General features: G+C 49.4%; 20 protein-coding genes, 1 rRNA gene, 1 pseudogene and 1 riboswitch. Of the genes and pseudogenes, 15 read left to right on the top strand and 7 right to left on the bottom strand.

All coding sequences use genetic code 11. The features are described from left to right. Positions 1-23: 23 nt before the first annotated feature. Both ppc and argE read right to left on the bottom strand, forming a co-directional pair. Positions 24-2660, bottom strand: coding sequence for a phosphoenolpyruvate carboxylase (gene ppc, locus IO95_RS19395; RefSeq protein ID WP_023490854.1), 2637 nt, complete (start codon positions 2658-2660; stop codon positions 24-26). Positions 2661-2971: 311 nt separating this feature from the next. Continuing rightward, on the bottom strand, positions 2972-4117 hold the full coding sequence (gene argE, locus IO95_RS19390) for an acetylornithine deacetylase (protein ID WP_023490855.1): 1146 nt from the start codon (positions 4115-4117) through the stop codon (positions 2972-2974). A gap of 217 nt (positions 4118-4334) precedes the next feature. Here argE and argC point away from each other — a divergent pair, with 217 nt between their 5' ends. The 4 genes from argC to argH all read left to right on the top strand — a co-directional run bounded on the left by argC (position 4335) and on the right by argH (position 8987). Further along, a complete protein-coding gene (gene argC, locus IO95_RS19385; RefSeq protein ID WP_023490856.1) occupies positions 4335-5339 on the top strand; it encodes an N-acetyl-gamma-glutamyl-phosphate reductase in 1005 nt (334 codons plus the stop codon). Positions 5340-5461: 122 nt separating this feature from the next. Further along, positions 5462-6235, top strand: coding sequence for an acetylglutamate kinase (gene argB, locus IO95_RS19380; protein ID WP_023490857.1), 774 nt, complete (start codon positions 5462-5464; stop codon positions 6233-6235). A 26-nt stretch (positions 6236-6261) separates the two neighbouring features. Next, a complete protein-coding gene (locus tag IO95_RS19375; protein WP_023490858.1) occupies positions 6262-7479 on the top strand; it encodes an argininosuccinate synthase in 1218 nt (405 codons plus the stop codon). 134 nt (positions 7480-7613) lie between these two features. Continuing rightward, on the top strand, positions 7614-8987 hold the full coding sequence (gene argH, locus IO95_RS19370; RefSeq protein ID WP_023490859.1) for an argininosuccinate lyase: 1374 nt from the start codon (positions 7614-7616) through the stop codon (positions 8985-8987). Positions 8988-9023: 36 nt separating this feature from the next. On the opposite strand, the gene IO95_RS19365 is transcribed toward argH, so the two are convergent. Further along, a complete protein-coding gene (locus IO95_RS19365) occupies positions 9024-9350 on the bottom strand; it encodes a type II toxin-antitoxin system HicB family antitoxin (protein WP_023490860.1) in 327 nt (108 codons plus the stop codon). Between the two features lie 509 nt (positions 9351-9859). Between IO95_RS19365 and oxyR the strand changes: the two genes are divergently transcribed. Continuing rightward, on the top strand, positions 9860-10777 hold the full coding sequence (gene oxyR, locus IO95_RS19360; RefSeq protein WP_023490861.1) for a DNA-binding transcriptional regulator OxyR: 918 nt from the start codon (positions 9860-9862) through the stop codon (positions 10775-10777). Here oxyR and sthA read toward each other — a convergent pair. Further along, positions 10760-12157: a Si-specific NAD(P)(+) transhydrogenase gene (gene sthA / locus IO95_RS19355; RefSeq protein ID WP_023490862.1), complete on the bottom strand. Its 1398-nt coding sequence runs from the start codon at positions 12155-12157 to the stop codon at positions 10760-10762. The two genes, oxyR and sthA, sit on opposite strands and share 18 nt — an antisense overlap. 204 nt (positions 12158-12361) lie before the next feature. Here sthA and fabR point away from each other — a divergent pair, with 204 nt between their 5' ends. After that, the gene (fabR, locus tag IO95_RS19350; protein ID WP_037386761.1) at positions 12362-12994 is read left to right on the top strand and encodes an HTH-type transcriptional repressor FabR; all 633 of its coding nucleotides are present in this window, start codon (positions 12362-12364) and stop codon (positions 12992-12994) included. A gap of 13 nt (positions 12995-13007) precedes the next feature. After that, positions 13008-13376, top strand: coding sequence for a YijD family membrane protein (locus IO95_RS19345; RefSeq protein ID WP_023490864.1), 369 nt, complete (start codon positions 13008-13010; stop codon positions 13374-13376). Between the two features lie 399 nt (positions 13377-13775). On the opposite strand, the pseudogene IO95_RS19340 reads toward IO95_RS19345, so the two are convergent. Beyond that, positions 13776-13967 (bottom strand): annotated as a pseudogene (locus tag IO95_RS19340) (plasmid stabilization protein); the annotation flags it as partial. A gap of 333 nt (positions 13968-14300) precedes the next feature. Beyond that, a complete protein-coding gene (locus IO95_RS19335; RefSeq protein ID WP_023490866.1) occupies positions 14301-14603 on the bottom strand; it encodes a hypothetical protein in 303 nt (100 codons plus the stop codon). Between the two features lie 551 nt (positions 14604-15154). Here IO95_RS19335 and IO95_RS19330 point away from each other — a divergent pair. The 5 genes from IO95_RS19330 to IO95_RS26535 all read left to right on the top strand — a co-directional run bounded on the left by IO95_RS19330 (position 15155) and on the right by IO95_RS26535 (position 19217). Continuing rightward, entirely contained in the window at positions 15155-15694 is a 540-nt protein-coding gene (locus IO95_RS19330) for a hypothetical protein (RefSeq protein WP_023492744.1), read from the top strand. 156 nt (positions 15695-15850) lie between these two features. Continuing rightward, positions 15851-16342, top strand: coding sequence for a HEPN family nuclease (locus IO95_RS19325; RefSeq protein ID WP_023492745.1), 492 nt, complete (start codon positions 15851-15853; stop codon positions 16340-16342). A gap of 11 nt (positions 16343-16353) precedes the next feature. Then, the gene (locus IO95_RS19320; protein WP_023492746.1) at positions 16354-17142 is read left to right on the top strand and encodes a hypothetical protein; all 789 of its coding nucleotides are present in this window, start codon (positions 16354-16356) and stop codon (positions 17140-17142) included. A gap of 201 nt (positions 17143-17343) precedes the next feature. Then, complete coding sequence (locus tag IO95_RS19315) at positions 17344-18936, top strand: hypothetical protein (RefSeq protein ID WP_037386739.1); 1593 nt, start codon at positions 17344-17346, stop codon at positions 18934-18936. 113 nt (positions 18937-19049) lie between these two features. After that, complete coding sequence (locus tag IO95_RS26535) at positions 19050-19217, top strand: helix-turn-helix domain-containing protein (protein ID WP_081878594.1); 168 nt, start codon at positions 19050-19052, stop codon at positions 19215-19217. A gap of 75 nt (positions 19218-19292) precedes the next feature. Here the strand turns inward: IO95_RS26535 and trmA are convergent, their stop codons facing one another. Continuing rightward, positions 19293-20402, bottom strand: coding sequence for a tRNA (uridine(54)-C5)-methyltransferase TrmA (gene trmA, locus IO95_RS19310; protein ID WP_023489860.1), 1110 nt, complete (start codon positions 20400-20402; stop codon positions 19293-19295). A 120-nt stretch (positions 20403-20522) separates the two neighbouring features. Then, positions 20523-20851: riboswitch (cobalamin riboswitch) on the top strand. Between the two features lie 69 nt (positions 20852-20920). Here trmA and btuB point away from each other — a divergent pair. The 3 genes from btuB to IO95_RS19295 form a co-directional block, all read left to right on the top strand. Then, complete coding sequence (gene btuB / locus IO95_RS19305; RefSeq protein ID WP_023489859.1) at positions 20921-22813, top strand: TonB-dependent vitamin B12 receptor BtuB; 1893 nt, start codon at positions 20921-20923, stop codon at positions 22811-22813. Then, complete coding sequence (gene murI, locus IO95_RS19300) at positions 22758-23621, top strand: glutamate racemase (protein ID WP_023489858.1); 864 nt, start codon at positions 22758-22760, stop codon at positions 23619-23621. Before btuB ends, murI begins: the two co-directional genes overlap by 56 nt. 395 nt (positions 23622-24016) lie before the next feature. Continuing rightward, positions 24017-24164 (top strand): 16S ribosomal RNA (locus tag IO95_RS19295); the annotation flags it as partial.

Raw genomic sequence — 24164 nt, 5'->3', positions numbered from 1 at the left:
CTTGGGTTGAGATTGAGTATCACCTAGCCAGTGTTACGCATCCCGGCAGCAACACCGGCGATAGTGACCATCAGCGCCTGTTCAACTTGGGGATCCGGTTGTTCCAACTGGCGTGAGCGGTACAGCAGCTCTGCCTGCAGAACGTTGAGCGGATCGGTATAAACATTACGCAAGGCGATAGATTCAGCGATCCACGGTAGCGCTTCCATCAAATGATCGTCATTGGCGATGGTCAGCACGGCCTTGATATCGCTCTCCAACTGATCACGTAACTGTTTGCCCAATGGCCACAGTGACTTATCCACCAAGCGCTGATCATAGTATTCCGTCAACCAGAGATCGGTCTTGGAAAACACCATTTCCAGCATAGCAATGCGGGTAGAAAAGAACGGCCAGTCGCGGCACATGGCTTCTAACTGGTCTTGCTTGCCCGCTTTCACTGCTTCTTGCAAACCCGCACCTGCACCCAGCCAGGCTGGCAGCATTAGGCGATTCTGGGTCCAGGCGAAGATCCATGGAATAGCACGCAGGCTTTCTACGCCGCCGTTCGGGCGCCGTTTGGCCGGGCGCGAACCCAGGGGCAGCTTAGCTAGCTCCTGTTCTGGTGTCGCCGCACGGAAATAGGGGACAAAATCCGGATTTTCACGCACATAACCCCGGTACATTTTGCATGAAGTCTCGGACAGTTCGTCCATTAATGTGCGCCATTCTGGCTTGGGTTCCGGTGGCGGCAGTAGGTTGGCTTCCAAAATCGCACTGGTATACAGCGCCAGACTACTGATGGTGACTTCAGGCAGACCGAATTTAAAGCGGATCATCTCCCCTTGTTCGGTAACACGTAAGCCACCTTTCAGGCTGCCTGGTGGTTGCGATAGCAGTGCAGCATGAGCCGGCGCACCGCCACGGCCAATGGAGCCACCACGACCATGGAACAACGTCAGGGCGACGCCTGCTTTTTCACAGGTTTTGATCAGCGCATCCTGTGCCCGGTATTGCGCCCAAGAGGCGGCCATTACCCCGGCATCTTTCGCGGAGTCGGAATAACCGATCATCACCATCTGCTTGCCCTGAATAAAGCCACGATACCAGTCAATATTCAGCAACTGTGTCATGACATCGTCGGCATTGTTCAGATCGTCAAGCGTTTCAAACAGTGGCGCGACGGGCAGAGCGAATGGACAACCGGCTTCTTTCAGCAGCAGATGCACCGCTAATACATCAGACGGGGTGCGCGCCATCGAAATGACATAAGCGGCAATGGAACCTTGTGGTGCTTCGGCGATCACTTTGCAGGTTTCCAGTACTTCTTTGGTTTCGCTGCTGGGTTCCCATTTCAAAGGAATCAACGGGCGCTTGGAGCTTAACTCACGGATCAAAAATGCCTGCTTATCGGCTTCTGACCAGCTTTCATAATCCCCTAGCCCCAGATAGCGTGTCAGTTCGGCGAGGGCTTCAGTGTGGCGAGTGCTTTCCTGGCGAACATCGATACGAACCAGCGGGACACCGAAGCAGCGCACGCGGCGTAGCGTATCCAACAGTTGGCCGTTGGCAATGATGCCCATGCCACAGGCGACCAATGAGCGATAACAGGCATATAACGGTTCCCACAATTGCTCATTGTTTTCCAGCAGGTTGTGCGGGCGCAGAACACGTTGACCTTTCAGGCACTCTTCAAGGTAGTCCTGAGTGCTCATCAACTGGCTGCGTAGTTGCTTCATTAATTCGCGGTAAGGTTCTTGTACTTCGTCACCACCCGCCAGTGCACGCAACTCTGGCGTACATTCGGTCATTGATAGCTCGGAAACCAATACCTGAATATCACGAGTAAACAGGTCACAAGCTTTCCAGCGGCTTAATAACAGCACATGGCGAGTGATTTCAGCAGTAACATTGGGGTTACCATCGCGGTCTCCCCCCATCCAGGAAGTAAATCTGATGGGAACCGCTTCTACTGGCAGGCGGTAATCAATGGATTTTTCCAACTGTTCGTTAAACTCGCGCAAGAAAGCGGGTACGCCTTCCCACAGACTGTTTTCCACCACAGCAAAGCCCCATTTGGCTTCATCAACCGGTGATGGGCGATTTTTACGCATTTCATCGGTATGCCAGGACTGTGCCACCAACTGGCGCAGGCGGCGCATGATTTTATTGCGCTGATAGTCGGCCAAATCGTTATGGTCCAACTGACTGAGACAGGTGTTAACCTCAACCAGTTTGTGGATCAGGGTACGACGGGTAATTTCGGTTGGGTGAGCGGTCAACACCAATTCGATGGAGAGATCAGCCACCGCATTCTGTAATTCTTTGTCGCTGATTTTTTTGTCTTTCAGCCGAACAAACAGTTGAGCCAAGGCTTCTGGGTTGCTGAGGGCTTCACCATGGGGCGAAATACTATGATATTGCTCAGCAACGTTAGTCAGATTCAGGAATTGGCTGAAAGCACGAGCAACGGGCAGCAGTTCATCATTAGACAGGTTTTGTAGCGTCGATAACAGCTCCTGACGATGGACTTCACTACCTGCACGTGAAGATTTGGACAGCTTACGGATAGTTTCAACCCGATCGAGAATATGTTCACCCAGCGCTTCTTTAATCGTATCGCCGAGCAATTTGCCGAGCATACTGACATTACTGCGCATTGCCGAATATTGTTCGTTCATATGACCCTGACCCACTCCTCTGTAAACTCATCATCTCCTGGCTATGGCGTTACTGCCTGCCGCCTGAAAGTATTGAGTACATAATTTTCATCTTGTAAGTAAATTTCACGTGTCTGGTGAAGACAACTCACTTCATCGTGCCACGTGCTGGCCTAATCATTAATTGACACTATTTTTAGCAAAAAAACATAAAAATCAGCGTATTTTCTGAAATTTAATTACAGCCCATCGGTTATCAGTTTGGCTTATCACCCGACGAACTACCTCTTTAGAGGTAAGTAATGGACTGTTACTTGCTGTTTATCCATCAGTTATTGTTGGCAAAAATGGTCGACCAATTCTGCTAGCAACCTACGGGTTGGCTCAATAAACGCCATATCAAGATATTCGTCAGGTTGATGCGCCTGGTTGATCGAACCCGGCCCTAACACCAGCGTTGGGCACACATTCTGGATAAACGGCGCTTCGGTACAGTAGTTAACCACTTCGGTACGGGAGCCGAGCAACTTCTCAATGACCGCGACCATGTGGTGGTCGGTAGGGCATTCATAACCCGGAATGGGCGGATGCAGTTCATCAATGGTTAAACGGCCCGGCCAGCGTTGGATAACGGGAGCCAGTGCCTGGTGTAGCAGCTCGTTGATGTTATCCAGTGTCATACCGGGTAATGGGCGAATATCCATATGTAATTCGCAACAGGCACAAATACGGTTGGCCGCATCTCCGCCGTTGATATGACCGAAGTTCATGGTTGGATAGGGCACGGCAAAGGCGGGATTGTGGTAGCGCTCCTGCAGTGTCTTGCGTAATGTCATCAGATGCCCGATGGACTCATGCATCAGATCGATGGCATTCACGCCACGAGCCGGGTCGCTTGAATGACCAGACTGACCCACGATGCGGATCGCATTGGAAATATGGCCTTTATGGGCACGTACTGGCTGCAGAGATGTCGGCTCGCCAATAATGGCAAAGTCTGGGCGGATTTTGCTCGAGGCGGCAAAATAACGGGCCCCGGCCATGGTGGTTTCTTCATCTGCCGTAGCCAGAATATACAGCGGCTTAGTCAGTTTTCCGGGGTCAATATCGCGTACTGTATCGAGCACAAAGGCAAAAAAGCCTTTCATATCGGCAGTACCCAGCCCATAAAGCTTGTTGTCGTGTTCGGTTAAGGTAAAGGGGTCGCGTGTCCAGCGGCCCTGGTCATAGGGTACGGTGTCGGTATGACCGGCCAGCAGCAACCCACCGGGGCCTTCCCCCATACTTGCCAACAGGTTGAACTTGTTGCGGGTGTCTGGCACCGGTTGTACATCGACACGGAAACCCAGATCGCTAAACCAACTGGCCAGTAAGTTGATTAATGTTTCATTACTCTGATCAAGGTCAGCATCGGTGGCACTGATCGATTCTGTGCTTATCAGTGCCCGGTACAACTCAATAAATGAGGGTAATTTCATCTTCACTGTTGACAGCCTTTGGTTAGGGTAGTATCAATATTCATGCATTTATTCTGAATAAAAATACATTAAATAAGAGCGTAAAGGAAACGACGCCTGGATGTTGTTCAAAACATCAACGCTCAACCATCGGGGTGACCGGCACAATTATGCGCTTAAACCCTGCGACCAGAGTCACCCATGACTCTTACTGTTAGCCAAGAAGGTGAAAGGCCACATGTTGAATACGCTGATTGTTGGTGCCAGCGGTTATGCCGGAGCGGAGCTTACGGCTTACCTGAATCGTCATCCACATATGAACATAACCGCTTTAGCGGTTTCAGCGCAAAGTGCAGATGCAGGAAAATTACTTTCTGACCTGCATCCTCAATTAAAAGGTATCGTTGACCTGCCATTGCAACCCCTGGTTGACCCTGCCGCTGCCGCAAAAGACATTGATGTGGTTTTCCTGGCTACCGCCCATGAGGTGAGCCATGACATCGCCCCCATCTTTCTGGCAGCGGGTTGCGTGGTGTTCGATCTCTCCGGTGCATTCCGTATACAGGATAGCCAATTCTATAGCCAATATTATGGTTTTCAACACCAGCATGAACAGTGGCTGTCTCAGGCAGTTTACGGTCTGGCGGAGTGGCAGGGTGAAAAACTCAAACAGGCGCAGTTGATTGCAGTACCTGGCTGCTACCCGACCGCAGCACAATTGGCCTTAAAACCGCTCATTGATAAACAACTACTGGATCTGACGCAATGGCCGGTGATTAATGCCGTCAGCGGTGTGAGCGGTGCGGGCCGTAAAGCCAGTGTTGCCACCAGTTTCTGCGAAGTGAGCCTTCAGCCTTATGGCCTGTTTAACCATCGTCATCAGCCAGAGATAGCAACTCATCTAGGGGTGCCGGTGATCTTTACCCCCCATTTAGGGAGTTTCCCGCGCGGAATTTTGGCCACCATCACCTGCCGTTTGAAAGCCGGTGTCACCGCACAAGATGTGGCGGCGGTTTACCATGGGGCCTATGACGATAAACCGCTGGTACGGTTGTATGACCAAGGTATGCCCGCGCTGAAATCTGTGGTGGGGCTGCCGTTCTGTGATATCGGTTTTGCTGTTCAGGGTGAGCATCTGATTACCGTGGCAGCAGAGGATAACCTGTTGAAAGGGGCTGCGGCGCAGGCGGTGCAGTGCCTGAATATCCGTTTTGGGTTCCCGGAAACCCAGTCATTAATCTAATATTTACCCCATAGGCGTTCAGTTGTCGCCAAGTCGCCACGTTAACCGTGGCGCCGAAATTTTGACGGCAGTGACACCGCGTGGCAACTTGTAAGAGAGAGTATAAGCGTGAGTACACAGCAATGAATCCATTGATTATCAAATTAGGTGGTGTGCTATTAGACAGTGAAGAAGCGCTGGAGCGTTTGTTTACTGCGCTGGATACCTACCGTCAGGAGCATCAGCGCCCGCTGGTGATTGTCCATGGCGGTGGTTGCCTGGTGGACGAGCTAATGAAACAGCTCTCTTTGCCGGTGGTGAAGAAGAACGGTTTGCGCGTTACACCGGCTGAACAAATCGATATTATTACCGGTGCGCTGGCGGGTACTGCCAACAAAACCCTGCTGGCATGGGCGCTGAAGCACAAAATCAACGCTGTGGGCTTGAGCCTGGCAGACGGTGGCAGTGTGGCGGTTACGCAGTTGGATCCTGAGTTGGGCCATGTGGGGCTAGCGTTACCGGGTTCACCGGTGCTGCTCAATATGTTGCTCACGGCGGGTTACCTGCCAGTGATCAGCTCTATCGGTATTACTGCCGAAGGCCAACTGATGAATGTGAACGCTGATCAGGCGGCGACCGCTCTGGCAGCCACGCTAGGGGCTGATTTAATCCTGCTGTCAGATGTCAGTGGTATTCTTGATGGTAAAGGGCAGCGCATCGCAGAAATGACGGCGCAAAAAGCTGAACAACTGATTGATGAAGGCATTATCACCGATGGCATGGTGGTGAAGGTCAATGCGGCTCTGGATGCGGCACGAACACTTGGCCGCCCTGTGGATATCGCTAGTTGGCGCAATGCTGAACAACTTCCAGCTTTGTTTAATGGTGTGTCGATTGGCACCCGGATCCTCGCTTAAATTTAGAATTGAAAGGGAATAACACAATGCAAAACCAAGGTATCAAGAAAATTGTTCTGGCGTACTCCGGTGGTCTGGATACTTCAGCGATCATTCCATGGTTGAAAGAGAACTACGGTGGTTGTGAAGTGATCGCTTTTGTGGCGGACATTGGCCAGGAGCGTGGTGATCTGGAAGGTGTTGAGCAGAAAGCGTTACAGTCTGGTGCTTCAGCTTGCTATGTGGCTGATCTGCGTGAAGAGTTTATCCGTGATTATGTTTATCCGGTATTGCAGACCGGGGCACTGTATGAGGGCAGCTATTTGCTGGGTACCTCAATGGCGCGCCCGATCATTGCCAAAGCTCAGGTCGAACTAGCGTTGAAAGTGGGTGCAGATGCGCTGTGCCATGGTGCGACCGGTAAAGGTAACGACCAGGTGCGTTTCGAAACCACCTATACCGCCTTGGCACCTCAACTGAAAGTGGTGGCACCGTGGCGTGAGTGGAACCTGCGTTCCCGTGAAGCGCTGCTGGATTACCTGAAAGAGCGTAATATCCCGACTACCGCTTCACTGGAGAAAATCTACAGTCGTGACGAAAACGCCTGGCATATCTCTACGGAAGGGGGCGTGCTGGAAAGCCCATGGAATGCTGCGAATAAGGATTGCTGGGTATGGACTGTGGACCCACAGGAGGCACCAGATCAACCGGAGCAGGTGACGGTGACGGTTGAAAAAGGTTGCGTAGTGGCGGTCAACGGTGTGGCGATGAGCCCATACAAATGTTTGGAAACCCTCAATGTAGTGGGTGCCAAACACGGTGTTGGCCGTATTGATATCGTTGAAAACCGCTTGGTGGGCATTAAATCCCGTGGTTGCTATGAAACCCCAGGTGGCACCATTATGGTGGCGGCCCTGCGTGGCATCGAGCAGTTGGTTCTGGACCGTGACAGCTTTAAGTGGCGTGAACAACTGGGCCTGGAAATGTCCTATGTGGTTTACGATGGTCGCTGGTTTGCTCCGTTGCGTCGCTCCATTCAGGCTTCTGCACAGGCGTTAGCGGAAGAAGTGAATGGTGAAGTGGTGCTGCAACTGTATAAAGGCCAAGTCACGGCAATTCAGAAAAAATCAGCCAACAGCCTATACTCGGAAGAGTTCGCGACCTTTGGTGAAGACGAAGTTTACGATCACAGCCATGCGGGCGGTTTTATCCGTTTATTCTCTCTCTCTTCACGTATTCGCGCGTTGAACGAGAATAAACGCTAATCTGCGATGAGAAGGGCGCACCGATGGGTGGTATTCGTCACTGGTGCGCCAGGTTATAAAGAATTACGTTAATAGTAACAAGATCAGGGGCGCACAGGCTGCGCCCTTGCGCATACTTAAACAGGGGCAAGATTATGGCACTTTGGGGCGGACGGTTCAGTCAGGCGGCAGACCTGCGGTTTAAACAACTCAATGATTCTCTGCGCTTCGACTATCGCCTGGCGGAACAGGATATTGTGGGTTCCGTTGCCTGGTCAAAGGCGTTGGTGACCGTCAACGTACTGACGGCAGCAGAACAACAGCAACTTGAACAGGCACTGCAGGTGCTATTGAAGGAAGTACAGGCCGACCCGTTAGTGATTCTCAACAGCGATGCTGAAGACATTCACAGCTGGGTAGAGCAGAAGCTGATCGAGCAAGTCGGTGATCTGGGCAAGAAACTGCACACCGGCCGTAGCCGTAATGACCAGGTAGCGACGGATCTGAAACTATGGTGTAAACATCAGGTCAGTGAGTTGCATCAGGCGATTATACAATTGCAGCAAGCGCTGGTGATGACGGCGGAAGCCAACCAGGATGCCGTAATGCCGGGCTATACCCACTTGCAGCGTGCCCAACCAGTGACTTTTGCCCATTGGTGCCTGGCTTATGTTGAGATGCTGGCGCGCGATGAAACTCGCTTGCAGGATTGCCTGAAACGTCTGGATGTCAGCCCATTAGGCAGTGGCGCTTTGGCCGGAACTGCCTATCCCATCGACCGTGAACAGCTTGCGGGTTGGATGGGTTTTGCTTCTGCTACCCGTAACAGCCTGGATAGTGTTTCTGACCGTGATCATGTCCTGGAGCTGCTGTCTAATGCGGCCATCAGTATGGTGCATCTGTCGCGCTTTGCTGAAGACCTGATCTTCTTTAATAGCGGTGAAGCGGCATTTGTCGAGCTTTCAGATCGTGTGACCTCGGGTTCATCCTTAATGCCACAGAAGAAAAACCCGGATGCGTTGGAGCTGATCCGTGGTAAATCTGGCCGTGTGCAAGGTGCCTTGACGGGCATGATGATGACGCTTAAAGGCTTGCCGCTGGCTTATAACAAAGACATGCAGGAAGATAAAGAAGGGCTGTTTGATGCGCTCGACACCTGGATGGACTGTTTGCAGATGGCAGCGTTAGTGCTGGATGGTATTCAGGTAAAACGCGCTCGTTGCCAGGAAGCGGCACAGCAAGGTTATGCCAATGCCACCGAGTTGGCTGATTATCTGGTTGCCAAAGGTGTGCCGTTCCGCGAAGCGCACCATATTGTTGGTGAAGCCGTGGTAGAAGCGATTCGTCAGGGGAAACCGCTGGAAGATTTGCCGCTGGCTGACCTGCAAAAATTCAGCAATGTTATTGGCGATGATGTTTATCCGATTCTGTCGCTGCAATCCTGCCTGGATAAACGAGCAGCCAAAGGCGGCGTTTCTCCTTTACAGGTTGCCAGTGCCATTAGCGAAGCTAAAAAGCGTTTGTTTTAAACTGAGTTGAGGCAGCCTATTGCTGCCTTGAGGGATTTATCCGGCAAGCCGTGCGCACAGATAGCGATTTAGACTAACGCCTTCTTCCATGGCGCTGGTGGCCAAGCGCCGGTGCTGTTCCGGCGTCAGGCGCAGTACCAGTTTGCCACTGAAATTTTTCTCTGCTAGCGCTTGCGGTGGTGTTTCGCCGTTGGTGGCCATGTCTGTTATCACCTGTGCCACTAGCTGTTCAATACCATCCAGCGCGGCGGTGCGGGTTGAAGCCAACCAAGACAGAGAAGGGAATTCTGTACATAACCCAACGTATTCGCCGTCTTCTGCTGACCAGGTGATCCGGTAAGTATAATGCTCATGTATTTCCATGTTGTTCCTCCAATCTGACTAATGCAGCTATCACCTGCCTGACTTGATAAACCTTTGCCATACCGCTGTCCGCACGTTGGATGTTAACTCGCGGATCCCCCGGCCATGGCATGCTGTAAACCTTGTGACTACCACTACTCATCCGTGGAGCGCCAAACCAACGGTTGCAGATTTTTACCAATTCATGAAATTTGATATTGGCCTGCCGTTGGCGAAGACATCTCGATGATGTTGCTAAGTTCTTTCATCCACACACCCTTATGACAGTATCATTATTAGTATCACAATAAAAGTCTACGGATAAAAATGACGGCTGAATAAGCGTTCGGCAACGGCTGGGCAATTAATCTGCTGTGTATTACGCAAAATAAACGCGTGGTGGGGGCCTAGTATTAAGGCGAGAGAATTCTCACCCGTATTCCTCTTGATTTTCGCCCTGCTCTTTTGATAGTTAAAATCATTTGTTATCATTCTATTTATCGCTATTAACTATCACTCGCGGGAAAACCATGAATATTCGTGATTTGGAGTATCTGATTGCTTTGGCTGAGCACCGCCACTTCCGGCGGGCAGCGGATTCGTGCCATGTCAGCCAACCCACATTGAGTGGGCAGATCCGTAAACTGGAAGATGAACTGGGCGTGATGCTACTTGAGCGGACCAGTCGTAAAGTGTTATTCACTCAGTCGGGGTTACTGCTGGTGGAACAGGCGCGTACTATCCTGCGGGAAGTGAAAGTGCTGAAAGAAATGGCCAGCCAGCAGGGTGAAGCGATGTCCGGGCCAATACATATTGGCTTGATCCCTACCGTGGGGCCGTATCTGTTACCACACATTATTCCGTTGTTGCATAAAACCTTTCCCAAGCTGGAAATGTATCTGCATGAAGCGCAAACCCACCAATTGCTGGCGCAACTTGATAGCGGCAAGTTGGATTGCGCCATTCTGGCGTCGGTAAAAGAGACCGAAGCATTTATCGAAGTCCCCTTATTTGATGAGCAGATGAAGTTGGCTATCTATGCTGATCACCCCTGGGCAGGGCGTGATCGTGTTGCGATGGCCGATTTGGCCGGGGAAAAACTGCTGATGCTGGAAGATGGCCACTGTTTGCGTGATCAGGCGTTAGGCTTTTGCTTTCAGGCGGGGGCAGATGAAGATACCCACTTTCGCGCTACCAGCCTGGAGACGTTGCGTAATATGGTGGCGGCGGGTAGTGGCATTACCTTGCTACCGGCATTGGCGGTGCCGCGCGAGCGTGAACGTGATGGTGTTTGTTACCTGGATTGCGACCAACCGAAGCCGCAACGTACCATTGCGCTGGTGTATCGCCCGGGCTCCCCGTTACGTAGCCGCTACGAACAGTTAGCCGAGGCGATTCGCGAGCATATGCAGCATTATCTCAGCACGGTTTTAGAACAGACGATTTAAACCGTTGAGTGCGGCCACGCGATAGGCTTCAGCCATGGTGGGATAGTTGAAGGTGGTGTTAACAAAATACGCAATGGTATTACCTTCACCTTTCTGTTCCATGATGGCCTGGCCGATATGAATGATCTCTGCCGCTCGTTCGCCAAAACAGTGGATGCCGAGGATTTGTAGTGTTTCCCGGTGAAACAGAATCTTTAGGCTACCCACATTCATCCCGGCAATTTGTGCACGCGCCAAATGTTTGAATTGTGCCCGACCGACTTCATACGGGACTTTCATGGCGGTGAGTTGTTGCTCGGTTTTCCCGACAGAGCTGATTTCAGGAATGGTGTAAATGCCGGTGGGGATATCTTCGATCAAATGCCCGTGCCCTTCGCCACCAGAAATGGCCTGTGCGGCGATGCGGCCTTGATCGTAAGCGGCAGAGGCCAGACTGGGATAACCGATAACGTCACCTACGGCGTAAATATGGGGCACTGCGGTTTGATACTGGTTATTGACCTTCAGCAGGCCACGGCTATCGGATGTTAACCCCACGTTCTCCAACTTCAGTGAGTGGGTATTGCCGGTGCGGCCATTGGCGTAGAGCAGACAATCCGCTTTCACTTTTTTGCCGGATTTGAGATGAACAACCACGCCGTTATCGGTACCTTGGATCTGATCGAACTCTTCGTTGTGGCGGATCACCACGCCGTTATTCCAGAAGTGATAAGAAAGAGAGTCCGACATTTCCTGATCGAGAAAGGCCAGCAGACGATCACGGGTATTGATCAGGTCCACTTTTACGTTCAAGCCACGGAAAATTGAAGCGTATTCACAGCCAATCACGCCGGCACCATAGATAATGATATGGCGTGGTTCGTGGTTCAGCTCCAGAATGGAATCGCTGTCGTAAATACGGGGGTGCTTAAAATCGACGTTACTGGGGTGGTAAGGGCGTGAACCACTGGCAATGACGATATGGTCAGCGCGAAGGATATCTTGTGAGCCATCCTGATATTTTACGCTGATGGTATTGGCATCGATAAAGCAAGCATCACCGGCAAACAGTTTGCATTGGTTACGTTCGTAAAACCCTTGTCGCATGCGTGTTTGCTGGTTAATCACATTGTCTGCGTGGTGCAAAATATCAGGAAAGGTGGCACTGAGTGTGCGGGCGTTGTTGTAAAGTGGGTTCTGGTTGAATTCGATAATGCGACTCACCGCGTGGCGCAGGGCTTTGGAGGGGATGGTTCCCCAGTGAGTGCAGCCGCCACCGACGTTACTGTATCGTTCCACCACCGCTACGTGGGCACCTTGCTTCACCAGCCCCATTGCAGCACCTTCACCGCCAGGGCCTGAGCCAATAACAATGGCATCAAATTGATAGTTTTGTTGCATGTTAGCGTGACCTGTCTATACAAAAAAACAACCTTATCTTAACATTGTGAGCGGCTATCCCCAAGTTGATTCAGATTGAGTGCAGGTTGCAACTTGGGATCAAGTGGGCATAAAGCGTGTTTGTTAAATGCGCCGATGATAAATTTGCTATATTGCCAGTTCAGCAGGGTGAGATTTAGAGAATGGAAGTATTCGGATATGCATATAGGCATCAGAGCACAACAAAAAGAACGGACGCGTCGGTCGCTCATCGAGGCTGCCTTTAGCCAGCTCAGTGCCGAACGTAGTTTTGCTAGTCTAAGCCTGCGCGAGGTCTCACGAGAGGCGGGTATTGCCCCCACCTCGTTTTATCGCCATTTTCGTGATGTGGATGAGCTGGGGCTGACCATGGTGGATGAAAGCGGCCTGATGCTGCGCCAGTTAATGCGCCAGGCACGCCAGCGTATTGCCAAAGGTGGCAGCGTTATCCGCACCTCGGTGTCTACTTTTATGGAGTTTATTGGCAATAATCCTAATGCATTCCGACTATTGCTGCGTGAGCGCTCGGGGACATCGGCGGCATTCCGTGCTGCGGTGGCACGAGAAATTCAACATTTTATTGCTGAACTGGCCGATTACCTTGAGCTGGAAAACCATATGCCCCGTAGTTTTACCGAAGCACAAGCGGAAGCGATGGTTACCATTGTGTTCAGTGCCGGTGCGGAAGCGTTGGATATTGATAGTGGTCAACGGCGTCAGCTTGAAGAACGATTAGTGTTGCAATTGCGGATGATTTCAAAAGGCGCCTGTTACTGGAATCGCCGCGAACAGGAAAAAGTCTCTGTATCCCAAGATTAACAAGGTGAAAACGATGGAAAAACCAAACTGTGAGAATGGCACATTATTGCTGGCTTTAATTACTGGTTTGTCGATGAACGGCTCTTTTGCTGCACTATTTAGTTCGGTGGTGCCGTTTTCTCTCTTCCCATTGATTGCGTTAGTGCTGGCGGTGTATTGCCTGCATCAGCGCTATTTGAACCAGCCGATGTTGGAGGGGATGCCCAAACTGGCTGCCGCTTGTTTTCTGTTAGGTATTTTCGGCTACAGCACCATGATACGTGTGCAATTTCCACAGATAGGTTCCAACTTTATCCCCTCTATTCTCTGCGTAGCACTGGTATTTTGGATTGGTTTCAAACTAAAGACACGTAAAGTGCCAGAAGACAATTCACCACAATAAACAAATCGCCACAATAATACCTGCGGGCAAGTGCCGCGCCACTTGCCCGCAGGGCTACCGCCCTATTGCGATAACGTGGTCTATTCAAAAAACAGGCTTCCCGTTCCAAACTCACCCCAAGTAAGCCTCAATCAATGCGGCTTACTTGCTCACTGAGTCAGTGAGCAAACCACTGGCTTAAAATTACGGTCTACATTTATCTCTCCGTGCATAAGCTATAGCTTATACATTCAAGAATAACGGCGGGATCGGGGATTGAGGGCCAACCATGCGAAAACGTACGGAAAGCGGGAGTAAGAGAGCGTAAAAATCAGCCATGGAGACCGTGTAAGAAAGCATTAATTCCCGGAGTGATTGGCAGGATGCCAAACCGTGATCGACTCAGGCGCCATGTTGCAGCCGTGTGTCTGCACGTGCGGCCGTCACTCTGGCGCGGATCTGTTCTTCATATTCGGCCTGTGACAGTTCTTCGTTAGTGAGACGTTGCAGCAGTGTTGCTTTGTCTGCGCCTCCCGTAGGCAATATTCTGGGCAGACTCTCTGCCAGTTCCCGCAGGAAGTTGGCATTTTCGTAGTGTGAGGTGTTGCTCATGGTGGGAGTGTAGCCGGGCAAAGCCCGAAAATCGTATATTGGTGAAGGGCCAGGAGCGGCGCTTTGACGGCTCAGAAGGGGGACTTGTGTCTAAACAGGGCTTACATCATCTGTTTGACGTAAAACAGCGGTCAAATCATCTGGTTGCATAGGTATGCATCAGGTTAATATTTATCAGGCGGGTTTCCGGTGGGTTTCATCCCTTAGCTACCGGAAACGCCGCCAGAGACATTCTGGCGATGCTTGGAACTAGTTTTATGTTAAATTCAAAGTGTGGCTATCAGGAATAACATGCGGCTGGGTGAGAGGCATTGATTGAATGAGAGGATAGCTTCAATTATTGATTGAGTGAGAATCCCGCCATTGTTTGATCATCTCTTTCGTGACTTCTTTTTTGTAGCAGATCGGTGAATACCCTCCAGCTTTACTCCATGCGCTGCGACCGCCACAAGAGCTGCCATTTCTTGCAGTGTTAAAGGGGCATGCACACGTTCCAGGATAGGCTGCTATTGATTCATTAATGATGGACTGTTTTACCTGTTCGTCTGACACTGTATCTTTTGCTATGGCGATATTGTTAAAAAACAGAGACGTGACTAAAGCTGACAATAGACACAAATGTACAGTCTTAAGCATTCGAATGATCTCCTTGGAATAATCCTAGGAGATTTATACATTTTATGTATAAAAAAACAACAAATATCAGTTTTTATTATAGATGTTATGTTCAATCAGAGTGATCTGTAGGTATAAACAGCCCCGCAGGGCTTTTTGTAAAGACTAACGAAGTGATTCTACTTCTCTTTGAAGTAGTGATTGTTTTTGCTTGGTGGGAATTTATCACCTTTGCTCACATGGTGATCATATTCAAAACCGGCATATGAGTTATCGGTATCATGATATTGACCATATGTACCTGTTTTGGGACATCTTGCCCAGACCGATATTTTGCCATCTGTCTTTCCTCACTTACTCGTTTGAGGGACTAAGTCCTTGGCGGTACGAAATTATGCCGCGTATTATCTATGTAAGCGGGCTAATCAGTGTTTCAATCTATTGGTGAATTATTTTTATGCTTATTCGATTGCGTTCACATTTTCAGTAATGCCGATAACGGGTGTTATGGTAAATTTAGTTCTACTGATTGGAGCTATCACCGTTATTTTATTAAAAAGGAATATTAATTAATGTCATCAGAACAATTCTGCAATGAAATGATAAAAATTGCTAAGACAGTCAGCAGAGATGAATTTGATCTTGTCATATCGCGCCCACCGTCACAGGAATCTACTGATCTGGTTGAAAAAACCACAGGCATCAAAATTCCTGGTAACTTTCTGGCTTTCTCTCAGAAATACAATGGACTAAGTATTTTTGCAAAAGAGGAAATATGGCCTGAACCTGAGTTTATTGAAGTTCGTCAGGCGTGGGAGTTTCAGTCTGGCGTTATCCTCCTGGGTATTGAGGCAGAACAACTCCCGGAATGGGCAAACATTATGAGTATCTATGACGAGTTTGTAGAGCGTTTCGGTATCAAGGATATTTTGCCACTGCTAAGGGTTTATGGGAGGAAAGGACACTTCTGGGGAGCAAGGAAGGATGGCGCTTTTGTTGAAGTTGATGGCGATGAAGTGACCATTGAAAATAAGGCCTTTATCGAGGTTTATTCAGAACAAATTCAGAGTTTGATAGAAAGAACACATGAATGGATGGCTAGGAAAAAATAACGCTGAGCGTCATCTATGAATCACAGTCATGTGTGCACCGAACCCAGCCGAAAATGGTAAACAGGTAAGGTAGTTGGGGTCGCTGCAGAATTCGGGATGAACCCTAAGTATCTCTGGATGGTATAGTTTGATTTTCTATCACCACAGGAGGATTTAATGGGAAACTATTCTGACTTTGAGACTGATTTTATTGAAAGAACGCTGGCCCTAATCGATCAATACAACGCCATGATTGAGGGCAAGCCATTCCCTGAGCAGTACAACTACACGCTTACGCTGAACTGTCTTCTGGGTCTAATCGTGATGCCGAAAGAGCGCGCTGTTTCTTACCTACCGTCAGACCGTTTAACGCTGAAGCTTAAAGCTGAAATTGGATTAAACCAGTCGCAGTTACCGGGTGAGGAAATGAACTTAAGAGAGCTAATTCATAAAATGCGAAATTCTGTGGCGCATTTCTGTGTTCAGGTTGAATCCATCAGCGATGCACGCTTGGTTGATCAGATAGTCTTTAAAGAGACACATGGTGCAGGCCGTGCCTATGCAATTTTCAGCGCCCCGGAGCTTCTACCCTTTCTAAAATATTATGCGGCTTTGCTGCTCGCCAATATGAGAAGCCACCGAGGCACCCCAGCTTCTGACGGTGTGTAAGGAACGTAATTATGTTTACTCTCGATTGTTCAACACGATCTCAGGCGCTGCTTACGCTTTCTACCGGTTTTGGTTGTAGCGTAATGGAGCTAAAGAATGTGTTGTTATCGCTCGATATTGAGCAGATTTACGAGACAGATCATTCCATTATGGTCGACTCACAACAGTATCTGAGAGAGTACGTATGTACGGAACTGGGTTCTACGGGTGAGTTCACCACCGCATACTGGTTTCACGGTACCCGCACTTTAGCTGACAATACTTTTGAAGAGGGTTTACTTGCGCTGAACCAGGCTGAGTCACTGGTGATGGACATGCTGGTAAATCTGGCACCAGACGCTGAGGTTAAAGAGAAATTGCAGGCCTGGAATTTTCATGCTGGCGTACCTGACAAACTCTTCCGGTTGCGAACTACAAACAAAATGCACTGGGGGCCATTCGGGCATCTTGTACGGGAGATCCATCTTCATACCCGAAAACTCTGGCAGCACGATTATATGCGTCTGCCGGAACTGGTAGAGGATGTCTGCAATGCTTACCAAAAAAAGCATGGGCAAGATCTTACAGGACATTATCTTAAGGTGCTGAAACCTTGCATAGTCTGTTTCAGGGCGGATATTGATTATGAAGAAGGTGCGCTTGAAGCTGCGCTTAGTTACGCATATACGTCTGTTAGAGAACTGCCGCCGGATAGCGGCGCTGTGTTCGGTATTGATCGACATGGTATATCCGTTTCTGGCGATGCAATTGTGAACGTTGAATTCACAAATTCGCATGAGATCTATGGCAAAATCTCGTAGCGTTGAAGATGTCATCCATACTGAGTCTATATGTGACAAAATTTATTACAGATAACATGAGTTTGTGACGGATAATCTAAGGCGCCTCATTTTTTTCGTTTAAGTTTCTGAATTTAATGAACTAAAAATTCAGTCTTTTTTGTTTCTCTACTGATTATGTATTGTTTTTATTAAATACGCAGTGTGACATACGAGCGAAAGATGACATCATTTATAGCTACTTCATTACTCAAAATCGGTCCTTGCCTTAGCTCTGTACTTGTAGAGGAAATGCTGAAAACCCTGGGAGTTAACCGTGATACCGCGCGCAAACAGATTTCCCGGGCTGCTTCTGCAGGGCAGATTCACTGTGTTGATAAGCTTTTCCCCAAGCGCGAGCGATTTGTTTATCTGAAACAGCAGTATGGTACCGGGCGCTACTGGTCCAGTCTCAATACGGCCCTTCTTGATACCGGCTCGGCCTACGGTCTCGCACTGAGTTGCCTCAGGGCGCGCGGGGGGATCCTGCCGGTCAGAAATTTTTCTGCGGCCTGCGGTTCGCCGGTAGCAATGAAAAACAGATTATCCTGGAAGTCAGTTTTGGATGGTCTGCTTCAGTACAAAATGGTCAGGGTCGTTACGTTACCAGGTCTGGGTGAGTGTGTTGCGCTGACAGAAAAAAATGATAACGGTTATCTGCGTGCGCTCCATCCCCTGAAAGCCAGGCTGCTCACCGAGTCAGTTCTGATGAAATCCCTGGGGCAGTGGATCCGTAACAATGGCATCATTAGTTACGACACGCTGCGTACGCGAGAGGAACTCAATTCGGATCAGACTCCCTGCGTGGCAAATTTTGATTTTGACGTCACTGCAGCATCTTATCTTAATCCTCTTCTGCAGTTCTCCCGGTCAGGTGAAATCCGGCCTGGTTTCTTTGTCTGCGATATGCTTTTGGGCTGTAAACTCAGTCTGGTGCATCTCAAGCCCTTTATTACAAAATGTCGCTCTATAAACAGCCTCAGGAACAGCCCCAGATGCCTGTTTATGTTCATCGCCGATGAATACAGTGAAGAGGTATTTCTGGAAATGAAGCGTGCCGGGATAATACCCGCCACGCCGGAAAATCTGTTCGGGAAAGACTTTGCTGATGCACTTTTGCAGCTACGGGATCTTGTCGGCTCCATAACGCTCAGCTTAAAGGATAATATAGCCGCAATAGATGACATCATGTCCAAGCTGGCGAATATAGCCGGCGCGACTAATCAGCTTCAGGGGGATTTGTTTGAATATATTGTCGCAGAGACCTTGCGTATAGACAGTAAGGATGTTGAGGTTGGAAAAATATGTAAATCTCATAAGGGGGATACGGCAGAATGTGATGTTCTTAGTCTGAAGGGAAATGCGAAAATTACCTTCATTGAGTGCAAGGGCTATAAGCCATATTCGACGGTGAGACATGAGGATGTGAAGAGATGGATTGCTAAGCAGGTGCCGGTATTCTTTAGCTATGCAAAAAGGGAATATCCCAACGCTGAAATTAACGTTGAATTATGGACTACCGGGAAGCTTGGTGAAGATTCGAGAGAGTCTCTTCGTAAATTTCAAGAACAGAATTCAATTAATCAACGTTATAACATAATCGTCATGGAGCCGCATGACATTCGCGCCAGAATAAATGCGACCTGGAATGACGCGCTTATCCGTGTTTTTGAAAAACACTTCCTAAGTTATCCAGAAAAAATCGTTCGCCGTAAACATGTTCCCGAGCCGATCAGGCTTGCAGGTCATGATGATACAATAGAATTTGATTTCTGAACCGGTCAGTCCGTTTAATCAGACTTAGATTCAACTACCAAGTGCGTAACTTGCGATAGCTGAGAAGGAAAGGTTAGCTGCTGGTAAGCTCACCTTTTGCTTTCCAGCAAGAGATGCACAAAATGAGACAATATCGACAACTGACCAAGGGTCAACGATGCCAGATCGAAGCCCTAAAGAAAAGCAGTTGCTCGCAAAGTCGTATCGCTAAACTGCTAAGCATCAGTCAATCCACTGTTTCCAGAGAGCTCAAGAGAAAAACACGATTGAGCGGATTGTAGTGGTCAAGAAAAATTGGTCACCGAGTTGCGAGCATGCCCATTAATTGCCGCTCTGATTCATTGGGCGTCAGGCCACTATTTGCATTCAATGCGCTCTAGCATCACACCCGCTTCCATATGGTGGGTGTAAGGGAACTGATCAAACAGTGCCAGGCGGGTAATTTTGTGTGTGGCTTGCAACGTGTCGAGGTTGGCACACAGTGTTTCCGGGTTGCAGGAGATATAAAGGATGCGCGGATAGGCTTGTACCATCTTTATTGTTTCAGCATCTAACCCACTACGCGGAGGATCGACGAAAATCGTCTCGCAGTGGTAACTGCTCAAGTCGATCCCCTTTAACCGGTTGAACTCACGTACTCCCTGCATCGCTTGGGTGAAATCTTCGGCGGCCATACGGATAATCTGTACGTTGTCGATATGATTGGCAGCGATGTTGTATTGCGCTGCAGCCACCGACGGTTTAGCGATCTCAGTGGCCAACACCCGTTCGAAGTTGCGCGCCAGTGCCAGTGAGAAGTTACCGTTACCGCAATACAGTTCCAGTAGGTCGCCTTTTGAATCCTGAGTTACTTCTAGCGCCCATTCCAACATTTGCACGTTGATCGCCGCATTGGGCTGAGTGAAGCTGTTCTCCACCTGCCGATAAATCATATTACGGCCGCCAACGGGCAGGACTTCATCAATATAATCCTGATCCAGTACCACCTTCATTTTTGAGGCTCGGCCAATAAGTTGGAGGTCGAACCCCTGTGCACGTAAGGTATCACGCAATGCTGAGGCCGCTTGCTGCCACTGCTCGTCTAATTTGCGATGGTACAGTAAAGAGGCAATGATTTTCCCGCTCTGGGTAGAGAGATAATCAATTTGGAATAATTTATGGCGAAGCACCGGGTTGGGCTTGAGTGCTGCCATTAACGCGCTCATCAGGCGGTTGATCAGCTCACTGGCCGCAGGGAAAGAATCTACACGAATGCGTTGTTTGGTCTGCTGATCAAACATGATGTGATACATATCTTCTTCATCATGCCAGATACGGAACTCTGCCCGCATGCGATAGTGGCTGACTGGCGAGCGAAACACTTCCGGCTCGGGTGCCATAAACGGAGACATCATGGTCTTCAGGCGGGCAGTTTTTTCTGCCAGTTGATCATCATAGCGTTCAGTGGGCAAAGTCTCGGGCGTCATGGTTCATTCTCGTCAGGCTAATTGGAACAGCGGCGATTGTAGGGCATCGTTCGATGAAGTCCAACTTTGTCCGGTGCTAATTTGAAACACAATTGGCAATCTAGACATCCATTTTTATTGGCGGTAGCATGAGCGTCCGGTCTCAAGCAGCGAGTGAAAAGGGAATCCAGTGCAAATCTGGAGCTGACGCGCAGCGGTATGGGGAAGTCACGGCGATAGCGTTTTAATCTTGAGTTGATGCTCGGGTTTATTCAAGGTGCAGATAGCGGCAATAGTGTAACAAGTCGGCCAGCATAACGGCTCTGCAGCCTAAAAAACCAAGGGTATATCAGGTTTAAACAACATAGACACTGTCCACTGCTGGATGGGAAGTCATCGCCCGGTGCGGGTTGCTAATGGCAATCAGCAAATCCCAAGCCCGAAAACCTGCCGGTGTACGTCGCAATATCCATAGCTGTCGCGATTATCGGCCGTGGCTCTGCGGCATCCGCCAATGATAAGTTTGGATGCTTTTCGTAATGACAATGATAAAAAATGTACTGCTGGTGGTGGTTTCCTCCACAACAGCACTTTCAGCATGGGCGCAAGACAACACCGTAACCAATGATAGTGACAACCTGGTGGTGACAGCCAATCGCTTTCCTCAGCCAGTTTCCTCCGTGTTAGCTCCCACCTCTATTGTGACCCGTAATGATATTGAGCGTTGGCAGGCTAAAAGCCTGGTTGATGTTATGCGCCGTTTGCCAGGGGTGGATATCGCGCAAAATGGCGGGATGGGGCAGAGCTCCGCACTATTTATCCGTGGTACAGAATCACGGCATGTCCTGCTATTGATTAATGGTGTCCGCTTGAACCAGGCAGGGATCAGTGGCTCTTCTGATCTGAGCCAAATCCCCATTTCACTGGTACAGAGAGTGGAGTTTATCCGTGGCTCCCGCTCGGCAGTCTATGGCTCAGACGCGATTGGTGGGGTGGTCAACATTATAACCACCCGTGAAAAGAATGGTTCTACCCTTTCGGCTGGCATCGGCTCCAATGGTTTTCAGGCTTATGACGGCGCGACCCAGCAGCAATTGGGTGACAAAACTATCGCCACCATGGCGGGTAATTACACCTATAGCAAAGGTTATGATGTGGTCGCCGGTCTGCCGGACAGCTTTGGTAACCCGGCACAACCGGATCGTGATGGTTTTATGAGCAAGTCGCTGTATGGTGAGCTGCAACATCAATTCAGTGGGCAACTGCAGGGGTTTGTGCGCGGCTATGGTTACGATAACCGCACGTCCTATGATGGTTTCTATAGCTTTAACGACCCGGTAAATTTTGATGCATTACCGGATACCCGCCAGCTATACAGTCAGTCTTGGGACAGTGGCTTACGCTATCACCAAGGTATTTATGCCACGCAATTGACGGCCAGTTATAGCCATAGCAAAGATTATAATTATGACCCGAAATATGGTCGTTATTCCGTTTCGTCTACGCTGGATGACACCACGCAATATAATCTTCAGTGGGGCAACAACGTCAAGGTTGGGCAAGGTAGCATCAGCACTGGGGTCGATTGGCAGGAGCAAAAGCTGGAACCCGGTACGGCTTATATCACGGATAGCAAAAGCCGGCGCAATACCGGTCTGTATCTAACAGCTCAGCAGCAAATTGATACGGTGATTTTGGAAGGCGCGCTACGTGGCGATGATAGCTCGCAGTTTGGTTGGCACAATACTTGGCAAGCCAGTACTTCATGGGAGTTTATTGAAGGTTATCGAGCCATTATCTCTTACGGCACAGCATTCAAAGGGCCAAATTTGGGCCAGCTTTACGGCGGTACTTGGGGCAACCCGGACCTGAAGCCTGAAGAAAGCAAACAGTGGGAAGGCGGTTTTGAAGGCTTGACCGGTCCGGTAAGCTGGCGGGTAACGGGATATCAGAACGATATCGATAACCTGATCGACTACGCTCAAAAAGGGGGTGAGTTTGCTTATTACAATGTGGATCAGGCGAAGATTAAAGGGGTTGAAGCCACGGCGTCATTTGACACCGGCCCGCTGACTCATCAACTTTCTTATGATTATGTCGATCCGCGCAATCGCAAAACTAATGAGACACTGCTGCGTCGCTCCAAACAACTGGTAAAATATGAATTGGATTGGCAGGTTTATGATTTTGATTGGGCGGTCACTTATCAATACTTAGGAGAGCGGTATGATAAGAACTATAACGTCTATCCTAACCAGAGCGTCAAACTGGGGGGTGTCAGTCTATGGGATGTTGCTGTCTCATATCCGGTCACCTCACATCTGACAGTTCGTGGTAGAATCGCCAACCTGTTTGATAAAGAGTATGAGACGGCATATGGCTACGCAACACCAGGAAGAGAATACCACCTCACTGGAAGCTATACCTTCTAACACCACTGCGATCTCCCGCCCCTCGGTATTGATCTTTGATTCCGGTGTCGGCGGGCTGTCTGTGTATCAAGAGGTTCGGCAATTGCTGCCGGATCTCCACTATATATATGCCTTTGATAATGTCGCTTTCCCCTATGGTGAAAAATCCGAAGAATTTATCATTGAGCGTGTGCTGGAAATCGTCAGTGCGGTTCAGCAACACCACCCCTTGGCTCTCGTTATCATCGCTTGTAATACTGCCAGTACCGTTTCTTTACCTGCGCTGCGAGAGAGCTTCACCTTCCCGGTGGTGGGGGTCGTTCCTGCCATCAAACCAGCGGTTAAGCTCACAGCTAACGGTATCGTCGGTTTATTAGCAACTCGTGGCACGGTTCAGCGCACTTATACGCGCGAATTGATTGAGCGTTTCGCCAAGGATTGCAAAATCGAATTGTTGGGTTCCTCAGAACTGGTTGAACTCGCCGAGGCCAAGTTACACGGTGAACCAGTACCTATGGCGACACTAAAGAAAATACTACAGCCGTGGTTGAGCATGCGTGAGCCACCTGACACGGTAGTGCTGGGGTGTACCCATTTCCCGTTGTTGGCTGAGGAACTGACGCAGGTATTACCTGAAGGGACGCGATTAGTGGATTCCGGGGCGGCGATTGCGCGTCGGGCTGCTTGGCTGATCGCTACCCAAGAGAATCTGATCTCAACTCAGGAAGAGAACCTGGCGTATTGTATGACATTCAATCAGGCTACTGATGCTATATCACCCGTATTGCAGGAATATGGCTTCAACTCGTTGAAAAAATTGCCACTTTAGATGGCTTTTGATTAAACATTAGACGGTTGAACAAAAAATTGAATTTAGGGGTTGCGGTGAACTGAGAACTCCCTATAATGCGCCTCCACTGCTCGGGAACAACGGCTGACAAGTCGCCTAGGCAGGAAGAAGCAACCCGGTGAAAACACTGTCTCTTGTAGAGAAAAAGGTTGACTCTTCAGCGGGAAAGCGTATTATCTGCCTCCCGCGTTACCAGGAAGTTTTGGTAACCACGCTCTTTAACAATTTATCAGACAATCTGTGTGGGCACTCACAAAGACGATATCCAGTTGCTTCGGCAACAAAAAAATATCAAGTCTTAAAGAGTGACTCATGTAAGTAAAATTCATGCAGTAATCTTTGAGCATCGCTATTAACTTAGCAAATCAAGCTTTTAATTGAAGAGTTTGATCATGGCTCAGATTGAACGCTGGCGGCAGGCTTAACACATGCAAGTCGAGCGGTAGCACAGGGGAGCTTGCTCCCTGGGTGACGAGCGGCGGACGGGTGAGTAATGTCTGGGAAACTGCCTGATGGAGGGGG

The organism is Serratia sp. DD3, from assembly GCF_000496755.2.
The sequence above is the reverse complement of the archived record's forward strand: the minus strand, read 5'-3'. Positions and strand labels throughout refer to the sequence as shown.

Bases quoted from the DNA above. Each gene is read 5' to 3' on its own strand.
- ppc (WP_023490854.1), bottom strand. From the start codon at position 2,660: ATGAACGAACAATATTCGGCAATGCGCAGTAATGTCAGTATGCTCGGC.
- argE (WP_023490855.1), bottom strand. From the start codon at position 4,117: ATGAAATTACCCTCATTTATTGAGTTGTACCGGGCACTGATAAGCACA.
- argC (WP_023490856.1), top strand. From the start codon at position 4,335: ATGTTGAATACGCTGATTGTTGGTGCCAGCGGTTATGCCGGAGCGGAG.
- argB (WP_023490857.1), top strand. From the start codon at position 5,462: ATGAATCCATTGATTATCAAATTAGGTGGTGTGCTATTAGACAGTGAA.
- IO95_RS19375 (WP_023490858.1), top strand. From the start codon at position 6,262: ATGCAAAACCAAGGTATCAAGAAAATTGTTCTGGCGTACTCCGGTGGT.
- argH (WP_023490859.1), top strand. From the start codon at position 7,614: ATGGCACTTTGGGGCGGACGGTTCAGTCAGGCGGCAGACCTGCGGTTT.
- IO95_RS19365 (WP_023490860.1), bottom strand. From the start codon at position 9,350: ATGGAAATACATGAGCATTATACTTACCGGATCACCTGGTCAGCAGAA.
- oxyR (WP_023490861.1), top strand. From the start codon at position 9,860: ATGAATATTCGTGATTTGGAGTATCTGATTGCTTTGGCTGAGCACCGC.
- sthA (WP_023490862.1), bottom strand. From the start codon at position 12,157: ATGCAACAAAACTATCAATTTGATGCCATTGTTATTGGCTCAGGCCCT.
- IO95_RS19345 (WP_023490864.1), top strand. From the start codon at position 13,008: ATGGAAAAACCAAACTGTGAGAATGGCACATTATTGCTGGCTTTAATT.
- IO95_RS19335 (WP_023490866.1), bottom strand. From the start codon at position 14,603: ATGCTTAAGACTGTACATTTGTGTCTATTGTCAGCTTTAGTCACGTCT.
- IO95_RS19330 (WP_023492744.1), top strand. From the start codon at position 15,155: ATGTCATCAGAACAATTCTGCAATGAAATGATAAAAATTGCTAAGACA.
- IO95_RS19325 (WP_023492745.1), top strand. From the start codon at position 15,851: ATGGGAAACTATTCTGACTTTGAGACTGATTTTATTGAAAGAACGCTG.
- IO95_RS19320 (WP_023492746.1), top strand. From the start codon at position 16,354: ATGTTTACTCTCGATTGTTCAACACGATCTCAGGCGCTGCTTACGCTT.
- IO95_RS19315 (WP_037386739.1), top strand. From the start codon at position 17,344: ATGACATCATTTATAGCTACTTCATTACTCAAAATCGGTCCTTGCCTT.
- IO95_RS26535 (WP_081878594.1), top strand. From the start codon at position 19,050: ATGCACAAAATGAGACAATATCGACAACTGACCAAGGGTCAACGATGC.
- trmA (WP_023489860.1), bottom strand. From the start codon at position 20,402: ATGACGCCCGAGACTTTGCCCACTGAACGCTATGATGATCAACTGGCA.
- btuB (WP_023489859.1), top strand. From the start codon at position 20,921: ATGACAATGATAAAAAATGTACTGCTGGTGGTGGTTTCCTCCACAACA.
- murI (WP_023489858.1), top strand. From the start codon at position 22,758: ATGGCTACGCAACACCAGGAAGAGAATACCACCTCACTGGAAGCTATA.